Origin of the sequence: Paraliobacillus quinghaiensis (genome assembly GCF_003426025.1) — a bacterium.
Classification (GTDB): domain Bacteria; phylum Bacillota; class Bacilli; order Bacillales; family Amphibacillaceae; genus Paraliobacillus_A; species Paraliobacillus_A quinghaiensis.
In genome coordinates this window covers 85,858-111,449 of sequence record NZ_QJSH01000005.1, presented here as the reverse complement: position 1 = coordinate 111,449, position 25,592 = coordinate 85,858, and the positions used below count along the sequence as shown (strand labels likewise).

The following is a 25,592-nucleotide window of genomic DNA, read 5'->3' as shown; positions in this document are numbered from 1 at the left end:
GGTGCCTGTCACTTCCCGAATTATGTCGACTAAAATCGACATAAACCAGGAAGTGACACCTAAGTAAAATATTTGTAAAGTATACGCAAAATAACTACTATCTCTTTTGCTCCTGCTGTAGACTATAAGTAGATTAATACGAGGAGGAGATAGGGTGGGGAAGTATACGAAGCAAGAAAAGAGCTGGATGATGTATGATTGGGCCAATTCTGCTTATTCCATTATTATTACTACGGCAATTTTCCCAATTTATTATAAAGCGGTAGCAGAGAATGCCGAGGTGAGTGTTGCAAACTCTACGGCATATCTAGGGTATACCATTTCAATTGCTACATTCATATTAGCAATGCTCGGTCCTATATTAGGGACCATAGCAGATTACAAAGGAATGAAGAAGAAATTTTTTCTTTTCTTCTTTCTAGTAGGTACTATTTCAACATTTTCTTTATTGTTTGTTCCGGCTGATAATTGGCTACTATTACTAATTGTTTATACAGTAACTGCAATTGGTGCACGTGGTGCTAATATTTTTTATGATGCGCATATAGTAGATGTAACAAAAAAAGAGCGCATGGATGACGTTTCTGCGAAAGGTTATGCGTTAGGATACATAGGTAGTGTAATTCCTTTTGTGATTTGTATTGCGATTATTTTTTTAGCACAGTCAGGAACCGTTCCTTTCACGGAGACTACAGCAAGTCGTATAGCTTTTGTTATTACAGCACTGTGGTGGATCGCTTTTTCTATCCCATTGATAAAAAATGTGAAACAAAAGCATGGAGTAGATCCGGAACCAAGGGTTGTAGTAAATAGTTTTAAGAGACTTGGAAAAACATTTAAAGAGATTAAGAAATATCGGAATATCTTTTTATTTCTAATTGCTTATTTCTTTTATATTGATGGCGTTGGGACGATCATTTCAATGTCTACTGCTTATGGGAGGGATTTAGGATTAGGACCAACTGACCTTATTATAGCTCTATTAGCCGTACAAATTGTAGCTGCTCCTTTTGCAGTTTTATTCGGTTGGCTTGCAATTAAGTTTGGGACAAAAAATATGATTTACACAGGAATCATCATTTATATTATTGTTTGTATCTATGCCATGTTTTTGAGTACTGTAGTTGATTTTTGGATATTAGCAATGCTTGTTGCCACAGCTCAAGGCGGTATTCAGTCATTAAGCAGATCTTATTTTGGACAAATGGTTCCTAATGAAAAATCGAATGAATTCTTTGGTTTCTATAATATATTTGGTAGATTTGCAGCAGTTACGGGACCTTTCCTCATGGGGATGACTACTCAACTAACAGGAAGTTCTGCTTTTGGCGTTTTTAGCTTAGTCATTTTATTCATTATTGGTTTTATTGTTTTGTTATTTGTATCGGATCATAAAGTAGATGCTATTTAAAGACAGAAACGATTCTTCCCTGCTTCCCCCACCGTTTAATTATATAAATCAAGGGAAATATCGATACTAGAGAAACTACTAAACTCTCTAGGAGGTTATATCATGACTATTGATTGGGCTAGCACACAGGTCTATAATACAATAATGAGTGTGGCAACTGGTGTTGCATTATTATTAATAATCCGATTCTTTTTACACCTTAAAAATGGCAAAATAGGAGAATTAGAAGGTTGGTCTATGGGCTTTGCAGTTCCGGGTTTTATTTTGACGATCACTGGAGCACACATGAGTTTGACTTGGCCTTTAGCTCAAATTGGCTTTCCTTTTGATGACATCATTTTTGGTGAGCCTTCATTGGCGTTTGGTGTATTATTATTAGCAACAGCTATTTTGTTATGGAGAAAGTCTAACCTATATATGAAACAAGGAATAAATATGAAGGATAAAGATGCTGTTTCATCCCATCTAAAAAAAGATTTACCTGATTTATTTAAACCATTATCTTATTTTGGTGCAGCAATGGGACTTGGTCTTATCTCTATTGCGGTAGCAGGAATTACCTATCAATTATTCGCAGCACCACCACAAGAACCAATCACTGGAATGTTTGCTGATGTACCAATTGTTGAAGCAATATTCATTTCTGGCTTATATGCTATAACTGGTATAGGAGCTACATTATTTCCATTTACACTGAATACAAATGCAAATCAAGGAATTCTAGCAATCGTTAAATATTGCTTCATCATTTCTGGATTGGCATTTGCGTTATTTGGCATTATGAATTTCTTCACTCATATCGGACTTATTGTCAACACTATGTAACGAGGGATAGACCCCGTCTTTGTGAAGAGTCAGAAATATATGAAAAAAGAAGGCACACCTAGCTGTTAAAGCTAACTGTGCCTTTTTGTTGTTTTTGTATTAATAACTAATATAAATATTCTTACTTAACTGTTTGCGTACACATCTTAGTGGCAGGTGGTCCTTATGCCATGCGCATGCTATCATAGTACAAAGAAAGAATCAGGAGGGAAAGCATTTGAAAAAGACTTTAAAAGTGGTAGCAGCAATCATTGAGAATGAAAATAATGAAATATTGTGTGCGCTTCGTTCTCCAGAGATGTCTATTCCAAACATGTGGGAATTCCCAGGTGGGAAAGTCGATCAAGGAGAGGATATTTATGCTGCACTTGAACGAGAAATCGATGAAGAGATGAACTGCAAAATCAAAGCAGAAGATATCTTTCATGAAAACATTCATGAATACAAAGAGTTAATTATACAATTGATTGCAATAAGAGCTAGAATTGTTGAAGCAACTCCCCAGAAAAGTGAACATGCCAAACTGATTTGGTTAAATCGAGAAAATCTCAACTCCTTAATTTGGGCTCCTGCAGATATTCCTATAGTTGAAAAACTTATAAAAGAAAAATAGCCCCCTTTAAAGAAGACTACAAAACAATACTCTTATTTGCTTGTTGTACTAATGTTGGTGGCATTTCTTCACGAAGTTTCCATTCGAAGCTAATTGGCTTTTCTCCATAATGCCTTATATAATCGCATGTGCCTAAAAAAGTAAATGGTGCAGTATATCCATTTTCCTTTTTAGCTTCTCTTACGAATAATGCTATATTATGGCCATTCTCCCTATGATGAATGTATCTTTTAGCAGTCGGGCTCGATTCCGACAATGTGCTCTGTGACTGCCAATGGAATCGCCTTTCATTTATTGCATAGTCTTCATATAAAGTCGAAGACGAAAAATCTTTCTCTGATTTATTAAGCGTGATAAAGAATATATCCAAATTCTTTTCTTGAAGATGTTTTACTCCTTCTCTAAATTCAGGAGAATTTTCTTCGTTAAAGTAATCTAATGACGCCATAATTTGATCTCTATTATACGTAGCATGAACTGTTAATGGTGTAACAAAACTTAAATCATGATCAATCTCAAGATTCCTTATTGAGTTATACTGATATTCCAATAAATTAAGGATTTCATTTCTCATCCGGTCATGACCTAACACTTTAGCTAACCCATCATCAACAGATAAAAGCCCTTCTTTAGCTGGTTCCTTTTGGTAAAAGGTATAATAAAACATATTCCTCATTATACGCTCTTCCTCATTCGTAACAGCTGTCGTGTTTTTCACATAACCAATAAAAAATTCTATTGTCTTCTTGGAGTTAAGGTGAAATAATCTAGGCAACCTTTTTGTAATCATGGTTTCATCTGTACAGTCAAAATCATCTGCAAGTCCTACATCGACCATCATTCGTTGAAAAGTACGATCTCCACCTTTTCCGTAAAAATCATACACGGATAAATGGTGATGGGTTAAAAAATTATTAAAGGTTAGTGGAAGGCCTGTATCTTGTTCAAAATATTTCATTTTAGCTCGCAGGTTGGTAATCGTATTAGTAGCCGCTTTTATATTTCGCAAAATATATTCTTTCGCTTGCTTCTCCAATTGAATAAAGCTTCCTTTAGGTAAATTGGAAAACCCTTCGTCAACATAATGTTTGATTGAATACTTTGTTTTTCCAATTAATGCACGAAATTTCTCTTCAAAGCTATAATTTTTATGAGCTTGTCCAACAAAATCTAAAACTGTTAAACACTCTTTGTCTTCAGCTAGCCGTAATCCTCTTCCTAACTGTTGCAAAAATACGGTTAAACTTTCGGTAGGACGCAAGAATAAAATCGTGTTAACATCAGGAATATCAATACCTTCATTATAAAGATCCGCGACAAAGATAAATTTAATCTCACCTTTAAGAAGTGCGTTTTTTGCTGAGTCTCTTGTCTCTTTATCAGACTCTCCGTGTAACGCAATGGAAGCAATCCCGCGTCCATTAAAGTAGCTTGCCATGTAGATAGCATGCTCTACTCCTGCACAAAAACCTAATCCTTTGACTTCATCGATATCTGTGACATACCGATATAAACTTTTCACAATTTGATTACTTCGAATTTTATCGGTAGTATAAACATTTTCTAGCTCTTTTAAATCATAACCCTTTCCTCGCCATCTTAGATTAGACAAGTCCACTGTATCACTTACACAAAAATACTGGAATGGACTTAACAGTTTTCTATTGATGGCTTCCGTTAACCTCATTTCGGATGCTATTTGTCCTTCAAAATAAGAAAGTACATCTTGTCCATCCATCCGTTCTGGTGTTGCCGTTAAGCCTAATAACACCTTAGGAACAAAGTGACTTAACAACTGTTGATAGGAGTTAGCTGCAGCATGGTGAAATTCATCAATAATAATAAAATCATAAAAATCGCTTGATAACTTTTCATTTAATTTCATGCTATTAAAGCTTTGTATGCTGACAAATAAATGGTCTATTGCAGTCGGTTTACTTCCACCTACAAGCATATCACCAAAGTTAAAGTCCTTAAGGATTGCTCGGAATGTATCCCTGCTTTGCTTTAAGATTTCTTCTCTATGCGCAACAAAAAGTAATCGCGCCCTATTTCCATTCTGCTTACGATACCTTCGATAATCAAAAGCTGAAATCACCGTCTTCCCTACTCCGGTTGCAGCAACAAGTAAATTCTTGTAACGACCAAATACTTCTCTTTCTGCTTGGAGATTTTCTAGCATTTCTTTTTGATAGTAATAGGGTTGGATATCAAAATTAAAATGAATATCATTTTCTTGTTGCTCTTTTTTCTGTAATGCTTGGAATAATTGTTCTTTATCATCTTCTTTTTCTGGATCAAACGAATGAAATTCTCCGTCATTCCAATAGCTTTCAAAAGTTGCATCAAATTTCTTCACAATATCAAACGAATCTTTTTCTGTAACTTTCAAATTCCACTCTAATCCTGAAGTTAAAGCAGGATTAGATAAATTAGAAGAACCTATATATGCAGTAGTAAATCCAGTTAATCGTTTAAACATATAAGCCTTTGCATGTAAACGAGTTCGTTTGACATCATAGGAGATTTTAATTTCTGTGTTTGCTAGTTTACTAAGTTCCATAACTGCTTTGTAGTCAGTTGCCTCCATATAGGAGGTTGTAATAACCCGAAGCCTTCCTCCTTTTTCTGTAAAAGATTGAAGCTCATCGAAAATTATTCTGATCCCACTCCACTTAATAAAAGAAACAAGGAAATCTATTTCATCGGTAGACATTATCTCCTTCTTAAGTTCACTTAACATATCTGGCTCAACAGTAGAACCAGTAAATAAGGAGCTTTCTGCAATAGAAGTAACAGGCCTAATTATCTTCTCCTTCTTAACACTTCGCACACTATTTATCTTAGAATAAATAGAAGTTAAAACTTCACCTTCTTCTTCAATTTGTAATCTACTAAACTCTTCAAAATCTAAACGCTTACTTAAGGTGTCTATAATAGTATTGCATGTCTCAATTTGGTCAAGCAGTGCTTTCTTGTCGTTAGTTTCATTATCCCTAACATATTTAAGAGCTTTCCTTGTGATCGCTGATATGTAAGTGGATAGTGCTTTTCTAGCTTCTTCTACATCTAGTGATTCTTTGGTAATCTCGAAATCTTCTTTTTTTAGCAGTTCTAGTTGAGATTTTAGGTGTTTGGAGACTATTTCTTCATAGATACCTTGATTTGGCATGAGTTCACCTCATTTTAATAGTTTAAACCTAATTGTGCCATCGACTCATACTTCTTATATTATCATTTATTGTCATCATCTAATACGCTTGAATTCCAAACTTCAGCAACTTCTTAGGTAATATATCATCCAAGTTCTGAATGTCAGCGTCCTGTAACTCAATTAAGTTAAACCCATACTTTTCATAAATTTTTAACTTTTCTTGTTTTCTGGCTGCATATCTAGGATCGTTTTCTAACCCCCAATACTCTATGTACACTTTTCCAACAGGTAAATAAAAATCAGTATAAACATCTTCTTCGACTGGTAATTTCCTTTCATAAGCATGGACAATTTCAGACATGTATAACCAATTGTCAATTAGCATTTCAGCTCTTGACCTGACATAGTGACCATCTGCTGATCTATGTTTAGCCTCAAATTTATCTCTAAAACCTAAGGAATTCCCTGTATCAGATGTTTTGTTTTCTTCAGGTTCATTTCCCTGTAACTCATTCATGGTTTCTACTAATCTTTTATTATGTAAAATACTTTCCGGCCAGTTTACATAAGGTACTCCAGTTTTATCATATTCTAATTGTTTCCCACCAATACTTAGCCCAAGTTTTGTAACTGTCCATCCTTTTATAGCTTTTTGAACAAAACCTAACTCTGACAGAATGGGGTTCATTTTAAGTTTAGACACACCAAAGTGATTACTTAATGCGGTAGCGTTTAACAGCACCTCGGTATTAGTAGATGTAAATATCTTGTTATCCCTGATGCTCTCATTCCACGCAATGTATTCGCCTGCTCTCGGATGTTTCTTTAATGTTCCTCCTAATTTTTCACCTTTTTCAGTCAAAACCCAGTTATCGTCTATTCGTTTAATTAATCCATCATTAAGCAAAATCTGAAATACTTCTTTCACATTCATTTTTAATTCTTTAGATAGTGCTGTTGTAGAAAGGAATTTGATCTTATTACTAGTTTTCATAGAATCACTCCTAGTTTCGTCTGATTGTCAATTTTTAAATTTCTATACTAACATTTTAACAGAATTTAACATGAATTGATTTATATAATTAAAAACCGTCTTCTAATACATTTGAATTTGGAAATTATCTTTCAAGGTTATACATATTACGAAAAGATAACAAAGCTAAATTGTAATGTGGAATTAAAGGAAGACAACCGTTACTTTCTCTTTACCATTTGCCTTCATTTACTTGTAAGAGAATTTTTCAGAATTCTCAAGATAAACCCGAAAAAATATCACCTTATTGACTCATGGCTAATATATTATGAATTAATCATTGAAAGTTCGCATAATGATCAGAAAAAACAATAATTGGAGGTTATTACTTGAGCAAATTTAATCCAAACAAACTATTTGTGGAATACATGGATGGTGTTACTGCAACAAACCCTGTTATCTCTAGGCGTTACACACTAACTCATTCTGATTTAACTGGAGAGTTATTTTTAACAATTGGAGTTCATTTTGCCTGGCATAAAATTAACCCTATGAGAGATGAAGTATTAGGTGAATGGAAATTGAATGGTAGTTCCTTATACTATTGTGTTTATTTGTATATAGATCAAGGAGAATATACGCATGAGGAATCTGAAAAACGTAATGAAATATTTAGACGTGAATTACCACTTGCATTAAAAGCTATTCGATATGGTGATAGTTTTTTATTCGATACACATCCTAATCTTGATAAAGCATCAATAATAGTTAACTTTATGTCTGTCCATCCTCAGTTTGCTAGACAAGAAAATTGGGGAACTTTTCACAATTTTTCTATTTAATAATTCAACAATTTTCACTTGGTTATATTTGTAAAAATCACAAAATATAAAAGCAAATCAGCATATAATTCCACTTTACTTTAATCAGCTACACGAAAATCAAATTATGCCCTTTTACTTTTCTGTTGATACCATTAAACTATACCATAGACGGCGTGATGATCACAGGAGAGGAGAGCTGTCTGTTTAAGTTTTTCTCTCTTTTTTAAATCCACTTAATTATTTAAAAAAGTACCAAAATAAACCTTTACAAGTTTATAATATTCGTTTACGATGATGTAGAATATAATTACATATTAAAGTTGCACTAGGGGAGCCGAAAAATGGCTGAGAGGAACTATATTGTTCTGACCCTTTGAACCCGATCTAGATAATACTAGCGTGGGGAAGTGCAGTCGAATAGTTTATGAATTTTTATTTTGATACATAAATTTTGGCTGCATTCCTACGGGAGTGCAGCTTTTTTATATTACAAGGAGGAGAATATTTATGGGGAAGTTTGTTTGTGGAAGTAGTCGAATAGCTGGATGTAGTTTTTCTATTCATCCAATGAGTGATGATTTTATTAACATTATTACAACAGCACTTAGAAATGTGGATACATCAAAGGTTTGGATGCAGACGGACGATGTTAGCACATTAGTAAGAGGAAGAATCCCTCATATTTTTGACGTGACAAAGGCTATTTATCTTCATACCGCTAAGACAGGTGCTCATGTTGCATTTGAAGCAACTTACTCAGTTGGTTGTCCAGGTGATACGATAGGTGATGTTTTTATGGCAGAAGATGATGTCGTTCTTAATAAAGAAAAAGTTGATTCAATCAAGCAAGAAGCAGCTACTAAATTTGCTTTGTATCCATTAGGTGGTGGTGAGTACATGGATCAAATCTATGCTCAAATTGAAGCAATGAAAGATCACGGTGTTGAAGTTAGTGGCACCCATTATGCCACTCGATTAGACGGGGAAGTTGTCAATATATTTAACGGATTAGAAAAAGTGTTTATTGATATGGAAGAGAGCGGTTCTTCTCATACCGTGATGACTGTATCTATGTCAGCAAATAGTCCTTCACCGAAAGGCGGTAAAGTAAATGAATAATTGGAGATTAAAAGAAGTTATTGTTATGGCAGCATTATCTGTTGTCTTTGGAGTGGTTTATCTAGCATTTTTACCTCTAGGCGGAATATTAGTTGGTTTCATGGGACCGATTGGATATGAGCCGATTTTTGGAATTTGGTTTATCGTTTCGATTATCGCTGCTTACATTATTCGTAAACCTGGAGCAGCATTCATATCAGAAACAATCGCCGCTACCATTGAAGTTATGTTAGGCAATGCACTGGGACCAATCATTATCCTTGTTGGAATGATTCAAGGAATTGGAGCAGAAGCAGTGTTTGCTGCTACAAAGTGGAAAAATTACGCATTATGGGTACTAATGTTAGCTGGTATGGGGTCAGCAGTTACTAGCTTTATTTGGGGAATGTTCCAAGGTGGTTATATTGCCTTTGCACCTAGTTATATTCTAGCGATGTTTGTCATCCGTTTAATTAGTGGTGCTCTTATTGCTGGTTGGCTTGGTAAAGCAATAAGTGATGCTTTAGCTAAAACTGGTGTATTATCAAGCTTTGCACTTGGTAAGGAATACAAAAAAGGAAAAAAAGCCGCATGAGTCAAACAGCCGTCATTAAAGTTGATCATTTAACGTTATCTTTTGAAGATTACCCAGAAAAGCCGGTATTAGATGATATTAACTTTGAACTAAAAGCCGAGGAAAACCTGTTAATCCTTGGCCCTAGTGGCTGTGGAAAAAGCACCTTAACACACTGCTTGAATGGCCTCTACCCAAGAGAGTTAGACGGTGAATTAACAGGTGACGTTTTTATTAAAACTAAAAGCATTCACGAATATTCTCATGGGGAAGTTTCTCATTCTGTAGGCGTTGTATTCCAAGATCCAGAAACACAGTTCTGTATGTTTACGGTTGAAGATGAAATTGCATTTGGTCTTGAAAATAAGGGGATCTTACCTTCTGAGATGGAGAATATCATTGACAGTGTACTAGATCTAATCAATATGACAGCATACAAGACAAGAAAGATTACAACACTATCAGGCGGGCAAAAACAAAAACTAGCCTTAGCCTGTATTCTCGCGATGGAGCCAGACATTCTTGTATTGGATGAGCCTACAGCTAATTTAGACCCGGTGGCATCCCTTGAATTTATTAAAACAATCCACCAACTGCAACAGCAAAAAAACTTTTCACTTATCATTATTGAACACCAATTAGATGGCTGGATATCACTAATTGACCGTTGTTTGATGTTAAACAATAAGGGGCAGGTTTTTTATAATGGGAACTTAAGAGATGGTGTTAATGTGCATCGTCACACTCTAGAACAACAAGGTATTTGGATTCCCACTCCCACCAGAATTGCATTGGAAATAGAAAAACAACTGGATCACACCTTTGATAATTTACCCTTAACAGTTGATGAACTTGCTTCCTACCCTTTACCTAATAACATCTTTTTAGCCCATATTAATAGGCGTAGCACACAGTTAGCATTAAAAGCAGAAGAACTAATCTGGACTAAAAAAAGCACAACTATTATAAATGAGATTGATATAAACCTATATGAAGGTGAATTCATAACGATTTTAGGAGCGAATGGTAGTGGAAAATCCTCACTTTCAAAACTAATTGCTGGAATAGAGAAGCCTAACAAGGGGGCTATTCATCTTTATGAAAAAAGTCTGAATGAATGGAAGGAAAGAGACTTAAGAACAAAAATTGGTTATGTTTTTCAAAATCCAGAACATCAATTTATTACTGATTCAGTATACGATGAGGTTGCATTTAGTTTACGAGTACGAGGCTTACATGAAGAAGACATTAACCATCAAGTCACTACAATATTACAACAATGTCAATTAACTGGGTTTGAGGAGAGTCATCCCTATACACTTAGTCAGGGTCAAAAAAGAAGATTAAGTGTTGCAACTATGATTGTCGATAACCAATCCATATTGATACTTGATGAACCAACATTTGGTCAAGATGCTAACTCAACCAAACAACTTTTATCTCTATTGAAAGAACGGAATGAAACGGGAACAACCATTGTAATGATTACGCACGATATGGAACTTGTACAACAATATGCAGATCGTGTGGTTGTTATGGAAGATGGAAAAATCGCACTCGATACCAGTCCAAAACAGCTATGGGAAGTCCCAAGTGAACAATTAAAAAAATGGCAGCTTGAATTACCTATTCAAGTCAAATTAGAGCAACGAAAGCAAAAGGATGTTTCCTATGTATATTCATAATTTAAATCCAAGTATAAAAGCAATAACAGTTATTTTAAGTGTTCTACTTTTGACAATGGTATTTGATCCTATTACACCATTTCTCTTTCTAGTTTGGATTTGGATTCTTACTATTTTTGTAGCTAAGGTTAATATTAAAAAATATTTACTTTATTTTTCACCATTTTTTATTTTTGCTGCTGGGATGTTTTGGACTAATATAGCGTTCGCCAATGAACCAATCAACCCAACTGAAGTTGTTTCCTTGTTTGGAAATACTATACCGATAGAGGATATACAAACTGCTTTATCTCTATCACATAGAATTTTAACTTTCGCCTCGTTATCTTTATTGTTTCTTCTAACAACAAATGTTGTGCATTTTATTTTAAGTCTAATGCAACAATGCAAGCTCCCTCCTAAGCTTGCTTATGGGATACTTGCAGGATACAGATTTTTGCCAATGATTAAAGACGAACTGGTACTTATCAAATCTGCACACCGTGTACGAGGTATTAATCGAGCAAAGACACTAAAGGAAAACGTCCATCAATATAAACGTTTTATTGTCCCGCTTCTTGCAAGTTCAATTCGAAAGGCTGAACGTACAGCAATTGCTATGGAATCAAAAGGTTTTACAGGGAGTAGAGAACGTACCTTTTATAGGCAATTTACTGTTACAACTAAAGACTGGCTTTTTATGATTATGATGCTTACCGTTCTAGTTACTCTCATTACATTAGCTTGGCAAATCGGGTATTTCAGATGGTACACTGGGGAAATATAGAAGAGAAGAACCACTATACAGTGATTAGCCGTGATACGTTGACAAGGAAAGGAATAGAATTAGAAAAAAATTGATTTTATTCCTTAATATAAATAATGAAGTAATAGACGTAGGACTAATCGTTATACAATTAGTCCTACGTCTATTGATTTATATTTCTTGAGGGTAAAATCTACTATGTTTCCATCACATCATCAAACTTCTATAAATCGTATTTTATCTCCATTCTTTACACAATCAATAATAGATAGATAACCTTCTTTAATTTCACCAATCACATTTACACGATGATCTTCCTGGTAATCTTCACGCATGATTTGTATTTCACCAGAATAACGTTTGTATGCTTCATTATCGATCGTAATTTTCCCTCTGTCTCTCTCTAGACAATGCTGTGCTTTGATTGGATCTCCTTGACTCGCATAACCCCTAGATTCTTGTAAACGCATGAAACCATGTGGTGAATCAATGCGAATGGTATACACTTGATCATATAAATATCTGAAATCACTAGTAAGTGATACTGGAATATTTATGATTTGATCCGACTGATAGTCTTCAATCAGTTTAAGTTGTTTTGATGATATTTTCACATCACCAATGAATACCTGATCAACTGAACTGTTTTTGATCAAATCAAGATAAGCTACATATGGCGGACAGCCACGATGTGATTCTACTGTAGGTAATCCCTCATAAATCGGACCCCGAAATTCTTGGTCACCTGGTATAAAAGCAATGACATGCGCAACTTGTGTTTGTTTGATTGATTGATTTATTTTTTGAAATAGCTCCCAGTCTAATCCCGTTTCAGGTCGTGGATAAAAATTATGCATCGCATATAGCTGGTTACCCTCCAGTATAAATGGAGCAGATAGATCTAAGGTGGACGCATTGAAAGCAATTGGTATTTGGTTTGCAAATTTAGTTATCTCTTGACTGCTGAAACCGTAATCTAATCGCAGCACAGAAACATGTAAATCGTTCGCAAGTGTCAGCATATCTTGCTTTTCAAATATCGCTAATGTTTCTGATGAAACATCAGCGATAATTTGAAAGTCATGTTGATATAACCATTCGCACATTGCTTTTACTTTATCCACATACGCATCTTCTACCTCTTCTGTAATATGAAGAGAAGTAAAAATAAATTTATTCTTTCCTTTACTCGCTTCTAACATTGGCAATTGCTTTTCAAAGGTTGATACGTAAACAGAGAAACCAAGTGGATTAAGCATTGGCTACATCTTCACTTTTAATAAATAATCGTGTAATTATAAAACCACCAAGGTAAGAAATAAGAATACCGATCACATAGTGAATCATTTTATCTGCTTCCATTAATGGAATAGCTACGAGTCCTGATGGCCCCCAAGCATTTGCCATTACTTGTGTCATCATTACATATGCTCCACCAAAACCTGCACCTAATCCCGCTGTTATGAAAGGTTTCCCAAGTGGTAAAGTTACACCATAAATCAATGGTTCACCAATACCAAGAACACCCGCTGGTAATGCACCTGCAATAATTTGTTTCATTCGTTGGTTTCCGACTTTTTTACTAATTAGATATATTGCTATTGAAGCACCAACTTGACCTGCTCCTGCCATGGCAAGTACTGGGAATAAGGAAACCCCACCTAATACTTCCAATTGAATCGCATAGATTGGAATTAAACCATGGTGTAGTCCCAGTAACACCATTGGTAAGAATGCTGCGGCAAGAATATAACCTGATGTAATACTAATAAGTGTATTATCAGAACCTATAATTACACTTAATCCACTGACAAGCCAATCAGACAACACGCCCGATATAGGCATTATCATAAATACAAAGATAGATACTGTGATAAGAAGTGTTAAAACTGGTGTAACAATCAGATCGAGTACGTCTGGAATTCGTTTACGGATTGCTTTTTCTATCTTAGCTAAAATAAATACACCAAAAATAACACCAATAATCCCACCCTTTCCTGTCGTTAATATGGAGTCTAGTGGTTGCTCTGCATCATAGAGACCAAAAAGTTGGGAAAGCTCAACAAGTGGTGTAGCAATTGATATCGCACCAATCATACCACCAAGTGCTTCCGTTGCTCCAAATCTTTTTGCAGCATTAACACCAGTGAAAATTGCAAAATACCCCAAGAATCCGGTTCCAATTAAAGAGAATAGCAAACGAGCCGCTTCCCAAAACTCACTTGTTAATGTTCCCTCCCCTTGCAATGTACCAATTAAGCCACTAAATCCATTAAAAATACCAGCTGCAATAATTGCAGGAATCATTGGAATAAAAATGCCAGAGATAGTCTCAAGTCCGGACTTTAACTTACCTTTTTTCTGCTTCTGCTTGATAGAAGCTTTATTATCCTGCCAATCATCTGTTACCTTTTGGTTCTCCTCTTCCTCAACAGCACTATCTTCTGACACGTGATATCGTTCTAATAGTAAATCTGCTAACTTTTTAGCTTTACCTGGCCCAACGACTACTTGTAGTGTTTCCGCTTGAACAACACCCATGACACCTTCCAGTTCCTTCAAGCTATCTACATTTACTTTACTCTCATCCTTCATTCGGATTCGTAAACGTGTCATACAGTTGGTCGCTGCTTTGATGTTATCCTTCCCACCTATTCGTTTAACAATCTCATCAATTAATTTCTCATTCTGATTCGCCATAAAAGCCTCACTCCCATCTTGTTATTGTAATGTCTTTCTTACATGTCCATTTGACTTTTGGAGTCTTCCCTTGGCAGTCTCTGCATCGCAATCTAATAAAATCATGGTAATAGCAAGCTTCACATTTCCGCCGCCCTCCTTTAATTTTTCTTTTGCTGTCTCGCTATCTACTTCTGTAGCAGCCATTACAATTCGTAACGCCCTTGTTTCTAACTTCTGATTGGTTGTTTGCAAATCAACCATCAAGTTTTGATAGACTTTACCAATACCAACCATTGAGATAGTCGAAAGCATATTTAATATTAGCTTCTGAGCAGTTGCAGCTTTTAATCTAGTAGAACCAGACAGAACTTCCGGTCCAGTTGTGACTTCAATTGGAGTAGATGCAACCTTTCCTATTTCAGAATTCTGATTACAAGCGACAGCAACTGTTTCTGCACCGATAGCATTCGCGTAGTTTAGTGCGCCAATAACATAAGGTGTTCGTCCACTAGCCGCCAATCCTACAACAATATCATTCTCTTTCAATTGAATATCCTTTAAATCTTGTTCTGCCATTGATTCATTATCCTCAGCACCCTCAACCGCCTTTGTAAAAGCTCTTTCACCACCAGCTATGAGTCCAACAACTTTCTCATGGGATGTACCAAATGTTGGCGGACACTCTGCTGCATCTAGTACACCTAAACGTCCACTTGTGCCTGCCCCGACATAAATTAACCTTCCATCACTTTCGAATGCAGCAATAATAGAAGTAACAGCCTTTTCAATAGACGGCAATACTGGTTCAATTGCTTTCGCCACTTTTTGATCCTCTTGATTCATAACTGTCAGAGCCTCTAAAACAGACATCTGATCGAGGTTCATTGTCTTCGAATTCTGTTGTTCTGTTGTCATTTTATCTAAATTAATCATGTAAATTAGTCTCCTTCTTTATTTGATTCTGTTCCAAAATTTCAATTGACTTTTCGTATTGAATGTTTACATATGCAGTATATAAAATATCTACTAAATTTAATTGTGAAATACGAGAAGACATTGCTCCACTTCGAAATGCATATTCATTCGCCGCGACAAAGAGATTGTAATCAGACAACTCAGTAATGGTTGCGCTTGCATATTTGGTTATTGAAATGAGTTTAGCATGGTTTTCTTTTGCTGTTTTTGCGCATTTAATCATTTCTTGTGTTTCTCCTGAATAAGAGATAACTATTCCAATATCATTGGGTGTCATATTCCTTGCCATCAACAATTGCGTATGCCAATCCTCTGCAACATAAACCATCTTATTAATTCGAGTAAATTTAAGTTGCGCATCCTTGGCAACAATCAACGAAGCACCAATACCAAACAAAACAATCTTCTCGCAATTATGGATCAATTCGACACATGCTTCAATAACATCGTAATCAAGTAGATTAGCTGTTTCTTCTAGTGATAAAATGTTCTTATTCGTTACCTTTTCAACTACTTCCTTTACATTGTCAGTCTTCGTTACATCTGGAATCTTTTTTTTCTTATAATTTTTCCTCACAGCCTGCTCATATAGTAGTGATTTAGAAAATTCTTTATAACCAGTAAAACCATTCTTTTTACAAAGACGGGTAATCGAAGATGGTGATGAAAATGTTAGGTCCGCTAACTGATAAATAGTCAGCTTCGATGCTTCTTCTGGATGATCCAGCACATATGCAATAATTGTTTGTTCGGTTGTACTTGCTTGATTGTAATATTCCTTTAATCGAATTGTTGCGATTTTCATTCGATCGTTCCCCCTGCTATAGTTTGATCATAGTCATCATGAAACTCAGTGTCAATAAAACGAACTATTTGTAAAACATTGTACCAAAAGTTGAAATTTTTTTCGCTTTTCTAATTAATCAAATGAAACTTTCAACGTGATTTTTAGGATTTTTTAATAGATTTTTAATATCATTTTGATAAAGTAAACTGTTTAAAAAATCTGTTTAGTACTTGTGTGGAATGTGACAAGAAAACGGATTAATTTTGATTAAACCTAAAAAACGAACCTATCATCAGATTCGTTTTTAGCAGCTATTTAGTACAACTTAATAATTAAGCTCACAGTTTGAGTTTTCTTACTTTAACTCATTATGATGTAGTTCCCTTTCAAACTACACTTCACAAACTTGTAAATGTGGTTATCTTTCCACTTGTCTAATTGAGATACCAAGTGTATTTAATTTTCACTTCAAATATTAATTTAACTCTTCTATCAACAGCTCTTTTAATGAAGTCTCATTACCGTAAAGAGGCTTTTGATTAGTTTTTTTATTTAACTATAAATAAGCACCATTAAAGTGATATTAGCACGTCAATATGGGAAATTTATGAGGATCTCTGCAAATACAATGCCTTGCTCCCTTGCACTTTTCTGTTGATACCATTAAAATATACTAGTTGAAATCCAGTAGTAATGGATAAAACACAATTATTTTTATTTTTTTATCTCGGGAATATGTTTTCCTTTAACGAAGGGATTTAGATATATATGAAAGATAATTTTTGGCATGAGTTGCCTCGACCATTTTTTGTTTTGGCTCCGATGGAAGGTGTAACAGATATCGCTTTTCGCCATGTCGTAAGTGAAGCAGCGAGACCTGACGTGTTTTTTACAGAGTTTACGAATACAGAAAGCTACTGTCATCCGAGAGGGATAGATAGCGTACGAGGACGTCTGACGTTCACAGAAGATGAACAACCAATTGTTGCTCACATTTGGGGAGACAAGCCGGAATACTTCCGACAAATGAGTATTGGGATGGCTGAAATGGGGTATCGCGGAATTGATATCAATATGGGCTGTCCTGCACCAAACGTCGCACCAAAAGGAAAAGGGTGCGGTCTTATCCGGCGTCCAGATGTCGCGGCGGAACTCATCCAGGCCGCTAAAGCAGGTGGACTGCCTGTCAGTGTGAAGACCCGTCTCGGTTATACGGAAGTAGAGGAATGGCGCACCTGGCTGAAACACCTCCTTGAACAGGATATCGTCAACCTTTCGATCCACCTCCGTACAAAAAAGGAAATGAGTAACGTTGATGCACACTGGGAATTGATTCCGGAGATCAAGAAACTTCGTGACGAAGTAGCACCACACACCCTTCTGACCATCAATGGTGACATCCCTGATCGTCAAAAAGGCCTTGAACTCGCAGAAAAGTATGGTATAGACGGCGTCATGATTGGACGAGGCATCTTTCACAATCCATTCGCCTTTGAAACAAAGAAGAAAGAGCATACTAGCGAAGAACTGCTCAACCTACTTCGCCTGCACCTTGATCTTCACGATAAGTATTCCGAAGAGTTGGAGCCGCGTCTCTTCATACCACTCCGCCGCTTCTTTAAGATTTATGTCCGTGGATTCCGGGGAGCAAGCGAGTTAAGAAACCAGTTGATGAGCACAGAATCCACCGATGAAGTGCGTGCGCTGCTTGATGCATTTACAGAACAAGACGGAGTGAAAGAAGAGGAAAGTTTTTCTGTTTTCAAGTAAAGACCGTTTGGTTGAATCCGATCATTACTGAATTCTCACAAGAGAGGAGAGCATTCGTGCTTTTCTCTCTTTTAATTTATTAAATTTAATTGAAATCTGAGCAGTAATGGAAGAATAGTATAAAGTTTATCGGGAAGGCTATCGTAAATATGTTTTTTACAAGGAGGGATTAGCATGGATAGTACACATGACTTTGTAAAGAAATTTAATGAAAATCAAAAAAAGGCTGAAAGAAACAAGAAGAATCAAGGCAATGGTCGCCCAAGCAATAAATTACCTAGTAAGAAGCATAACGATAGTAATAGTTAATAGAAAGAAGAGTTTGGGAAAAAGGAAATAAAGCAACATAATAACCGTACTATAATAGGCGTTAGCTGATTATAGTACGGTTATTTTTCTAGGAAGCATTATTTAGCAACTGAAATATGCGAGACTCCTCGGAAATATAGATCGATTTCCTTCGTGCGATGTGAGTTCATTGAAGCATCCCTTGTCCTGTGGGAACAGCGCGAGCTGAAAATCCACTCGGAAAGCGCAGTTTGCTTTTCCGAGTTAGCTGAAGCCGTGCCCACGGAAAGCGAGTATATTTCAGTTGCGGTGATCTTACTCTTATTTATGAGAAAATATTATTCGTATTTTGAATAAAGGAATTTTATTTTGTCCCAGCCTCTTCTTGAATATGGCGACTTCATGGGAGTAGTTATCATTTGAGTTTAATCATTAACTCTTATATAGAATTCAATATAGCTTCCGTAGTTACTTTCGCGTCCCCAAAACACATACTCGTATTCTCTTTAAAGAACAGTGGGTTTTGGACACCAGCATAACCTACGCCCATCGAACGTTTCATAACGACAACATTTCTCGCTTTCCATACTTCAAGAACTGGCATCCCAGCAATAGGTCCATTCGGATCGTCCTGCGCAGCAGGGTTAACTGTGTCATTGGCACCAATAACAAGAACTGTGTCTGTTTCAGGAAAGTCATCATTGATTTCATCCATTTCCAACACAATATCATATGGCACATTTGCTTCAGCCAAAAGCACATTCATATGGCCTGGTAAACGACCAGCAACGGGATGAATTGCAAAACGAACATTTACCCCTTGCTCACGCAGTTTTTTTGTCATTTCTGCAATTGGATATTGTGCTTGTGCCACAGCCATTCCGTAACCTGGTGTAATGATAACAGAGTTTGACTGTTTTAACATTTCTGCTACATCGTCTGCACTAATAGCACGGTGCTCACCCTCTTCTTTAGCAGTTGATGAACTAGTCCCTTGGTCACCAAATCCACCTGCAATAACAGAAACGATGGATCGATTCATCCCTTTACACATTACATAGGATAATATCCAACCAGATGAACCTACTAAAGCACCAGTAATAATTAACAGGTCATTCGATAGCAAGAATCCTGCTGCTGCCGCTGCCCATCCAGATAAAGAGTTTAACACCGAGATAACAACTGGCATATCTGCTCCACCAATGGACATAACCATTTGCCAACCAAGATACAGCGCTAACACTGTCATGATGACTAGATAGATGAGGGCGTTTAGAGAAGTTCCCTCAACAATAAATAAATACATGAGAATTACTGACGCCATTATGAGTATGACATTCACCGCTCCCTTAAATGGATAGGAAAGGAGTTTTGATCCAATCATTCCATGCAATTTACCAAAAGCGACAATAGAGCCCGTAAAGGTAATAGCACCAATAAGAACACCAATATATATTTCTATTAATTCAATATTTAAATGGACATCGCGAACTGGCACATGTGTATATATTTTTATAAAACTATTAAAACCAACTAATACGGCAGCTAAGCCAACAAAACTGTTAAATGCAGCGATCAGTTGTGGCATCCCTGTCATTTTTACCTTTGCCGCTGTATAAACACCTATAAACGCGCCAAGCATCACTGCTACAACAACGTAAATCCATGCTTCCATATCTAGATCTATACTCAAAACAGTGGCAACTATTGCAATAACCATTCCAATCATGCCATATATATTTCCATTTTTAGCTGTTTCTTGTTTAGATAGACCAGCTAAGCTAAGGATAAATAGGATACCCGCGATTATATATGCTACAGTAACTAAACCTTGAGACATTCCCATTCCTTACACCTCCCGATCTATCTTAAACATCTTTAACATACGGTGTGTTACCATGAAACCACCAAAAATATTAATAGATGCTATTAATATACCAATAAAGGCTAAAATTTTAACTGCCAGTATATCACTAGTAATCTGTAATAATGCCCCAACTACGATAATACCTGAGATCGCATTCGAAACGGACATAAGCGGCGTGTGCAAGGCTGATGTCACCTTCCAAATCACGTAATAACCTACAACTATTGAAAGGAAAAACACGGTAAAATGAGTTAAAAATTCTGGTGGTGATACTTGCCCAATCCAACCGAATAAAAGAATAGCAGCTATGCCAAAACCATATTTCCATCCAGCACTTTTCTTTGGTTCTTTTACACTTGTTTCTGTCTCGGGGTGAATTTCTTCCTTCTTAACTGGCGCAGCAGAGACACTTATTTCAGGTGGTGGGAATGTTATTTGTCCTTCTCGACTAACTGCCATGTTGCGTAAAATGACATCACCAAAGTCAATAGTGATATTTCCGTCTTTTTCTTTACATAACAACTTTGTTAAATTGACCAGGTTTGTTGCATACATATCCGAAGCTTGCCCCGGCATGCGACCTGGAAGATCGGTATATCCGATAATTTTTACGCCAGATTCTGTTACAGTAAGTTCGTTTGGAACCGTGTATTCACAGTTACCACCTGTAAGCGCAGCCATGTCAACAATTACTGAACCTGGCTTCATACTATCAACCATCTCTTTTGTAATAAGCTTTGGTGCTGGCATACCCTGGATCAATGCAGTTGTAATGATAATATCTACTTCTTTCGCCTGTTCAGCTATTAAATCCATTTCCGCTTTTATAAAGGCTTCGGACATTTCTTTTGCATACCCGGAGGCGGTTGTTCCATCTTCCTCTATTTCAACTCTTAAAAACTCTCCACCCATGGATTCGATTTGTTCCGCCACTTCTGAACGAGCATCAAACGCTCGAACAATTGCTCCAAGCGAACGACCTGTACCAATTGCAGCTAACCCAGCTACTCCAGCTCCAATGACAAATACTTTAGCAGGGGGCACTTTACCCGCTGCAGTAATTTGGCCATTAAGAAAACGCCCAAACGCATGTGACGCCTCCATCACCGCTCGATATCCCCCAATGTTGGCCATGGAAGACAATACATCAACAGACTGTGCACGAGAAATCCTTGGAACCATATCCATCGCTAATACATTGATCTTTTTCTCATTAAGATTATTAATTAAATTCTCGTTTTGACGCGGAAAAATAAAACTAACTAATGTCGCGCCTTCTTTCATCTTTACGATCTCTTCTTCGTTTGGCGGATTTATCTTATAGATGATGTCCGATTGCCACACTTCAGCAGTACTTGTATTGATCGCTCCTGCCTTTTGGTATTGCTCATCGGTAAAACTAGCTCTCTCTCCAGCTCCAACTTCAACCAAAATATCGAAACCGAATTTCTTTAGTTGTTCAACGGTTTTAGGAATCGCAGCAACCCTAGTTTCACCGGCATATCTTTCCTTTGGTATGCCTATTTTCATTCAAATACTCCTTCCTAGTTCTGTTATCATGTGATTATCTTCACAAAAAAAGCGCATAATAGTCCTCTTGATGATTTCTATTATGGGTCTAGGAACTTATTTTCCTTTTTCCATATTAGATCGTTAAAATGTTTATAAATTCAGTATATTCAAATTTCGTACGTATGTATATGGATATTTTATGTCATTACATAAACTACGATAAATTCTTTATAGCCCAGAAAATTAATTATTGCGTATCTATCCTATTATTAATATTCAGCAAATATTCTATTTTACAATAATTTGGCATTCATCACCTTATTTCAATGAGGTGATGAATGCCGTTGTTTATTCTGATCAGTATTTTATGACCTACCCAATAGTCATTTCTGACACACCTCCATTTTTCACTACTAACACTTTAAAAGATGGCGTACAGTTGATATACCACTATTGTTTGGTCCAACTACTTATCCAAATAGAAAAGGCCCTATCCGAATAATCTTCAAATAGGTCCTGTTGCATCATGACTGAAGTTACAAGGGTTCTCGACTAATCCCTAAAATAAACCAAAAACTCTCTTCTAAGATTTCTAAGAGGCTTTCTATCTTGCTCCAGCTTTAAATTTTTAATGAGTCAAACTTCATGTATGAGTCTTGTTACATCATAACCTTGTTCCTCTAATAAATGAATAATACCTATGTCACCTGGATAGTGTCCTGCTCCAACCACAAAAAAGTAGGTTTGTGCGTCTGAATCAAGGAATTCTTCGATTTTCTCTACCATTCTAATATTTCGCTGCGTTATCATTTTATCTATAAACTCATCGTATTCTTCTTGATGTTCATCATCCTCTAACAATGCAAAAGATATTTCTTCCAGTTCCCCTAAGTCACCATTTTCCCAAATGGTTTTAAATTCGTTACTTGATTGCCTGTATTCTTCAAGTTCTGTTTCTACAGTGTCTTCTAAAAGGGCAATTTGTAGAGATTCAGAAAAATTATCGAACATATTTATATGAAATTCAGAACCTTCTAACTCAATAATTTCTTTATCTGTTGACTTTTCTAAAAAGTGCATATCAATACCCAAACTAAATTCCTCGCCTATTCGATGTAAACTCACGTCTTGAATTAACTTATCAACATACCAAGGTTTATATCTTTCCACTTGTCTAATGGAGATACCAAGTGTATTTAATTTTTCCTGCAAATCTTCATACAACTCTTCTGGCAAATGATCTTGTAATGATGTCTCATCATCGTAAAGAGGCTTTCGACTAGCTTTTTGATTTAAAACATTTGACTCTACAACTAAGTAATCGGATTTAGAAAATGCTGTTTCAATCTCTGGGTGAAGAGGATAATAATCCTCTGTTGCGTAATGTATAGAGCCCAGCATATAAACAGTAGTACCATTTTTCTCTACCTTCCAAAATAGTCCACCTTTATCGTCTAGTTCCTCTTTGTTTGTACTTGTTGTACAAGCTGTCAGACCAAGTGTTATGAGCATTATCGCAATAATGAGCACTATGTTTTTGTGAAAGAAAATTTTCAAATCTACACTCCTATCTATTTCATTGATATTCTTTTATACGAAAAATAAAAAAAAAGGTTTCAATTGAAATAACAGGGTGTGTATATTATGATGCAGTGCAGTTTAACGGCGCTAACAGTAAATCTGAACACTAGTTAAATATGTTTGTTCTATTTTTCCCTTCTAACTTCGAATGATACAGTGCTGCATCGGCTCGTTGTATCACCGGGATTGGCGAGCTATCGCCCTGTTGAGATTTTGATACACCAATGGATACTGTGATTAAATCGCCTGTCGGATTCGGAGTCTCAGCAATTGCAATGCGCAAATCTTCCGCAATAGCAAGTACCTTATCATCATCCACCTCTCTACCCCGAATCAATATTCCAAACTCTTCTCCTCCATATCGGAAGCATACATCTCTTTCGTCAGCTATGGTGCGTAAATGCTTGCCACACAGCTTAATAATCTCATCCCCTACCAAATGCCCATACGTATCGTTTACTTCCTTGAAATTATCAATATCTACCAATATAAGATAAAATGGATCTTGATTATCTATGGATTTCCCGATTATATGGTCAAAAGTGGTTCGATTGGTTAAACCTGTTAATCCGTCAATTTGAATTTGCTCGCTCATTAAATTGTAATAGTGGATTATATGATCATGTAATTGATAGATTTCGCTTATGGCAAGATGGTCACTATCATATTTAATGACTTCTCTCTTTCCCATAGAAACATCACTTTCGGCTGATTTTAACAATTTCGACATTTCCTTAATTGGTTTGGTAATTGCTCTGTTGAGATATGAATATATGGTCACACACAAGATGATAGAAAAGAAGACGATGAGCCCCAAGGTTACGAACACAAGTCGCTTGACAGTAGTTGCTTCTCTTCTGTTCTCGTCCATTCGGTTCTCTTCCATTTCTTTAATTTGATGGATAATTTGACTGATCCTCGTTTGAGTTTCATTTACGGATTGGTATGATTGTAGTTCAGAATCTGCACTCAAATTACCGCTTACATCTAATTTTAAATTTAAATCTTGAATCATATGCCGTTTCTCCTGAAGCCATTTTTCTATAAGTACATTAAGTTCATTAAATAACCCCTCTTGCATAGGCCGTTCCGACATGTACGCTTGGTAAGAATCCATAGCTTCCATCACCTCCATCTTAGACTGCAACAAGGTAGATTGGACATCTTTAGAAATAAACTCACCGTTATTAAGTAGTTGTTTACCTGTATCTACTTCAATTAATGAAACATTGTCAATAGTTAAAACATGTCTTCCATGTACCGGTTTTCCTGGTATATTCCCAAGAGCGAAGACAATTTGAGTTAATACATCCTTTGCATTTTTCATATGAAAATCGACTGTGTGTGTGTTCATTTTATTAGTCAGATCGATGTATTTATTATAGTGCTGTTGGTAATCTACGCTGTTCTGGAATAACAACTTAATGGATCTATCTGTTGTAGACATGGCATCAAACGATAATTTATATTTTTTATTTTGATCCAGCGTGAATGAGCCTTGTAGAATTTGAATAGCCCACGAGTATTCATCTCCAACATTAAGTATATCTACATTCAGTTTTTGATTATCCATGTCAAAGGAAGCCGATGCACCCATTCCTCCATCCGTGTAACTTTTCCATCCATTTCCATAAAAATGTTCTCGAATTGCATCTTCCGCCCTTACCATCGATTCCTTTATATTTTGGATCTGCATAAGTACTTTGTATGAGTCTTCGAGGAGCACATTCACCTTGTTCAATCGTTCCATCCCTATGATAGAACTGGTTCCAATTAGAATCATCAGAAAAAGAATAAGACTAAATGCCGTAATAGAAATTCGATTTATATTTTTAGTAAGCGGTTTCAATGCGGTAATGATTTTACGTTTCATTAAATCCCTCTTTTATTCCCCAGATTAGTTTGTAATAGTAGAGTTTAAGCAATTCAACTTGTTTGTATAATAATAACCACCGCTACATCTTGTTCAGAATTTTTTAAGCCCTTGATGACAGAAATAAACTTATTGAAAGAATATAGTCATAATAGATACACTCTAAAACAGCTATAACAGCAAAAAAAAGTGAACCCAAGAAAAGGGTTCACCATAAATAGGCGTACTTTCTTTGGTAACCCGGCGATCATAGTTAGAAACTTTAGACCCTTAGTTTTGCGTCCTTACCTTTCGATAAGTTTGCCATTTATCATTTAACACATATGTGATTTATGAGTATAAATTACTATTTTAT

Annotated in this window: 20 protein-coding genes and 2 riboswitches; of the genes, 10 read left to right on the top strand and 10 right to left on the bottom strand. The window is 36.1% G+C overall.

Translation table 11 applies throughout. The features are described 5' to 3' along the window. Positions 1–154 precede the first annotated feature (154 nt). The 3 genes from D2K40_RS05365 to D2K40_RS05355 all read left to right on the top strand — a co-directional run bounded on the left by D2K40_RS05365 (position 155) and on the right by D2K40_RS05355 (position 2,849). Positions 155–1,411, top strand: a complete 1,257-nt coding sequence (locus D2K40_RS05365; RefSeq protein WP_117153716.1) for an MFS transporter — start codon at positions 155–157, stop codon at positions 1,409–1,411. Between the two features lie 102 nt (positions 1,412–1,513). Beyond that, positions 1,514–2,236 (top strand): DUF981 family protein, encoded by a 723-nt coding sequence (locus tag D2K40_RS05360; RefSeq protein ID WP_117153714.1) that lies wholly within the window; start codon positions 1,514–1,516, stop codon positions 2,234–2,236. A 217-nt stretch (positions 2,237–2,453) separates the two neighbouring features. Further along, entirely contained in the window at positions 2,454–2,849 is a 396-nt protein-coding gene (locus D2K40_RS05355) for a (deoxy)nucleoside triphosphate pyrophosphohydrolase (protein ID WP_117153712.1), read from the top strand. 16 nt (positions 2,850–2,865) lie between these two features. Here the strand turns inward: D2K40_RS05355 and D2K40_RS05350 are convergent, their stop codons facing one another. Continuing rightward, positions 2,866–6,021, bottom strand: a complete 3,156-nt coding sequence (locus tag D2K40_RS05350; RefSeq protein ID WP_117153710.1) for a DEAD/DEAH box helicase — start codon at positions 6,019–6,021, stop codon at positions 2,866–2,868. 79 nt (positions 6,022–6,100) lie between these two features. Next, complete coding sequence (locus D2K40_RS05345) at positions 6,101–6,997, bottom strand: glycerol kinase (RefSeq protein WP_117153707.1); 897 nt, start codon at positions 6,995–6,997, stop codon at positions 6,101–6,103. A 368-nt stretch (positions 6,998–7,365) separates the two neighbouring features. On the opposite strand from D2K40_RS05345, the gene D2K40_RS05340 reads away from it, so the two are divergent. The 5 genes from D2K40_RS05340 to D2K40_RS05320 all read left to right on the top strand — a co-directional run bounded on the left by D2K40_RS05340 (position 7,366) and on the right by D2K40_RS05320 (position 11,923). Beyond that, entirely contained in the window at positions 7,366–7,818 is a 453-nt protein-coding gene (locus tag D2K40_RS05340) for a staygreen family protein (protein WP_117153705.1), read from the top strand. Positions 7,819–8,117: 299 nt separating this feature from the next. Continuing rightward, positions 8,118–8,223: riboswitch (TPP riboswitch) on the top strand. An 84-nt stretch (positions 8,224–8,307) separates the two neighbouring features. Further along, entirely contained in the window at positions 8,308–8,919 is a 612-nt protein-coding gene (locus D2K40_RS05335; protein WP_117153703.1) for a YkoF family thiamine/hydroxymethylpyrimidine-binding protein, read from the top strand. Beyond that, a complete protein-coding gene (locus D2K40_RS05330; RefSeq protein WP_117153701.1) occupies positions 8,912–9,493 on the top strand; it encodes an ECF transporter S component in 582 nt (193 codons plus the stop codon). Before D2K40_RS05335 ends, D2K40_RS05330 begins: the two co-directional genes overlap by 8 nt. Then, complete coding sequence (locus tag D2K40_RS05325; RefSeq protein WP_117153699.1) at positions 9,490–11,157, top strand: ABC transporter ATP-binding protein; 1,668 nt, start codon at positions 9,490–9,492, stop codon at positions 11,155–11,157. The genes D2K40_RS05330 and D2K40_RS05325 overlap by 4 nt, the downstream gene beginning before the upstream one ends. Next, on the top strand, positions 11,144–11,923 hold the full coding sequence (locus tag D2K40_RS05320) for an energy-coupling factor transporter transmembrane component T family protein (RefSeq protein ID WP_117153697.1): 780 nt from the start codon (positions 11,144–11,146) through the stop codon (positions 11,921–11,923). The genes D2K40_RS05325 and D2K40_RS05320 overlap by 14 nt, the downstream gene beginning before the upstream one ends. 194 nt (positions 11,924–12,117) lie before the next feature. On the opposite strand, the gene D2K40_RS05315 is transcribed toward D2K40_RS05320, so the two are convergent. From D2K40_RS05315 to D2K40_RS05300, 4 genes are read right to left on the bottom strand one after another with little or no spacing between them, the layout of a single operon-like run. Then, positions 12,118–13,161, bottom strand: a complete 1,044-nt coding sequence (locus tag D2K40_RS05315; protein WP_117153695.1) for a MupG family TIM beta-alpha barrel fold protein — start codon at positions 13,159–13,161, stop codon at positions 12,118–12,120. Continuing rightward, entirely contained in the window at positions 13,154–14,602 is a 1,449-nt protein-coding gene (locus tag D2K40_RS05310) for a PTS transporter subunit EIIC (protein WP_117153693.1), read from the bottom strand. The genes D2K40_RS05315 and D2K40_RS05310 overlap by 8 nt, the downstream gene beginning before the upstream one ends. Positions 14,603–14,623: 21 nt before the next feature. Continuing rightward, on the bottom strand, positions 14,624–15,517 hold the full coding sequence (murQ, locus tag D2K40_RS05305; protein ID WP_117153691.1) for an N-acetylmuramic acid 6-phosphate etherase: 894 nt from the start codon (positions 15,515–15,517) through the stop codon (positions 14,624–14,626). Continuing rightward, a complete protein-coding gene (locus D2K40_RS05300; RefSeq protein WP_117153689.1) occupies positions 15,510–16,364 on the bottom strand; it encodes a MurR/RpiR family transcriptional regulator in 855 nt (284 codons plus the stop codon). Before D2K40_RS05300 ends, murQ begins: the two co-directional genes overlap by 8 nt. Positions 16,365–17,114: 750 nt before the next feature. On the opposite strand from D2K40_RS05300, the gene D2K40_RS05295 reads away from it, so the two are divergent. Then, positions 17,115–18,116 carry a tRNA dihydrouridine synthase gene (locus D2K40_RS05295; protein WP_117153687.1) on the top strand — a complete coding sequence of 334 codons (1,002 nt, stop codon included), beginning with the start codon at positions 17,115–17,117 and terminating at the stop codon, positions 18,114–18,116. Between the two features lie 174 nt (positions 18,117–18,290). Beyond that, complete coding sequence (locus tag D2K40_RS05290; RefSeq protein ID WP_117153685.1) at positions 18,291–18,425, top strand: DUF4023 domain-containing protein; 135 nt, start codon at positions 18,291–18,293, stop codon at positions 18,423–18,425. A 418-nt stretch (positions 18,426–18,843) separates the two neighbouring features. Here D2K40_RS05290 and pntB read toward each other — a convergent pair whose 3' ends face one another. The 4 genes from pntB to D2K40_RS05270 form a co-directional block, all read right to left on the bottom strand. Then, a complete protein-coding gene (gene pntB / locus D2K40_RS05285) occupies positions 18,844–20,250 on the bottom strand; it encodes a Re/Si-specific NAD(P)(+) transhydrogenase subunit beta (RefSeq protein WP_205417559.1) in 1,407 nt (468 codons plus the stop codon). A 3-nt stretch (positions 20,251–20,253) separates the two neighbouring features. Beyond that, positions 20,254–21,801, bottom strand: a complete 1,548-nt coding sequence (locus D2K40_RS05280; protein WP_117153683.1) for a Re/Si-specific NAD(P)(+) transhydrogenase subunit alpha — start codon at positions 21,799–21,801, stop codon at positions 20,254–20,256. A gap of 618 nt (positions 21,802–22,419) precedes the next feature. After that, on the bottom strand, positions 22,420–23,340 hold the full coding sequence (locus tag D2K40_RS05275; RefSeq protein WP_117153681.1) for a TraB/GumN family protein: 921 nt from the start codon (positions 23,338–23,340) through the stop codon (positions 22,420–22,422). 130 nt (positions 23,341–23,470) lie between these two features. Then, the gene (locus D2K40_RS05270; RefSeq protein ID WP_117153679.1) at positions 23,471–25,237 is read right to left on the bottom strand and encodes a diguanylate cyclase; all 1,767 of its coding nucleotides are present in this window, start codon (positions 25,235–25,237) and stop codon (positions 23,471–23,473) included. Positions 25,238–25,468: 231 nt separating this feature from the next. Further along, positions 25,469–25,552: riboswitch (cyclic di-GMP riboswitch) on the bottom strand. Between the last annotated feature and the right edge of the window lie 40 nt (positions 25,553–25,592).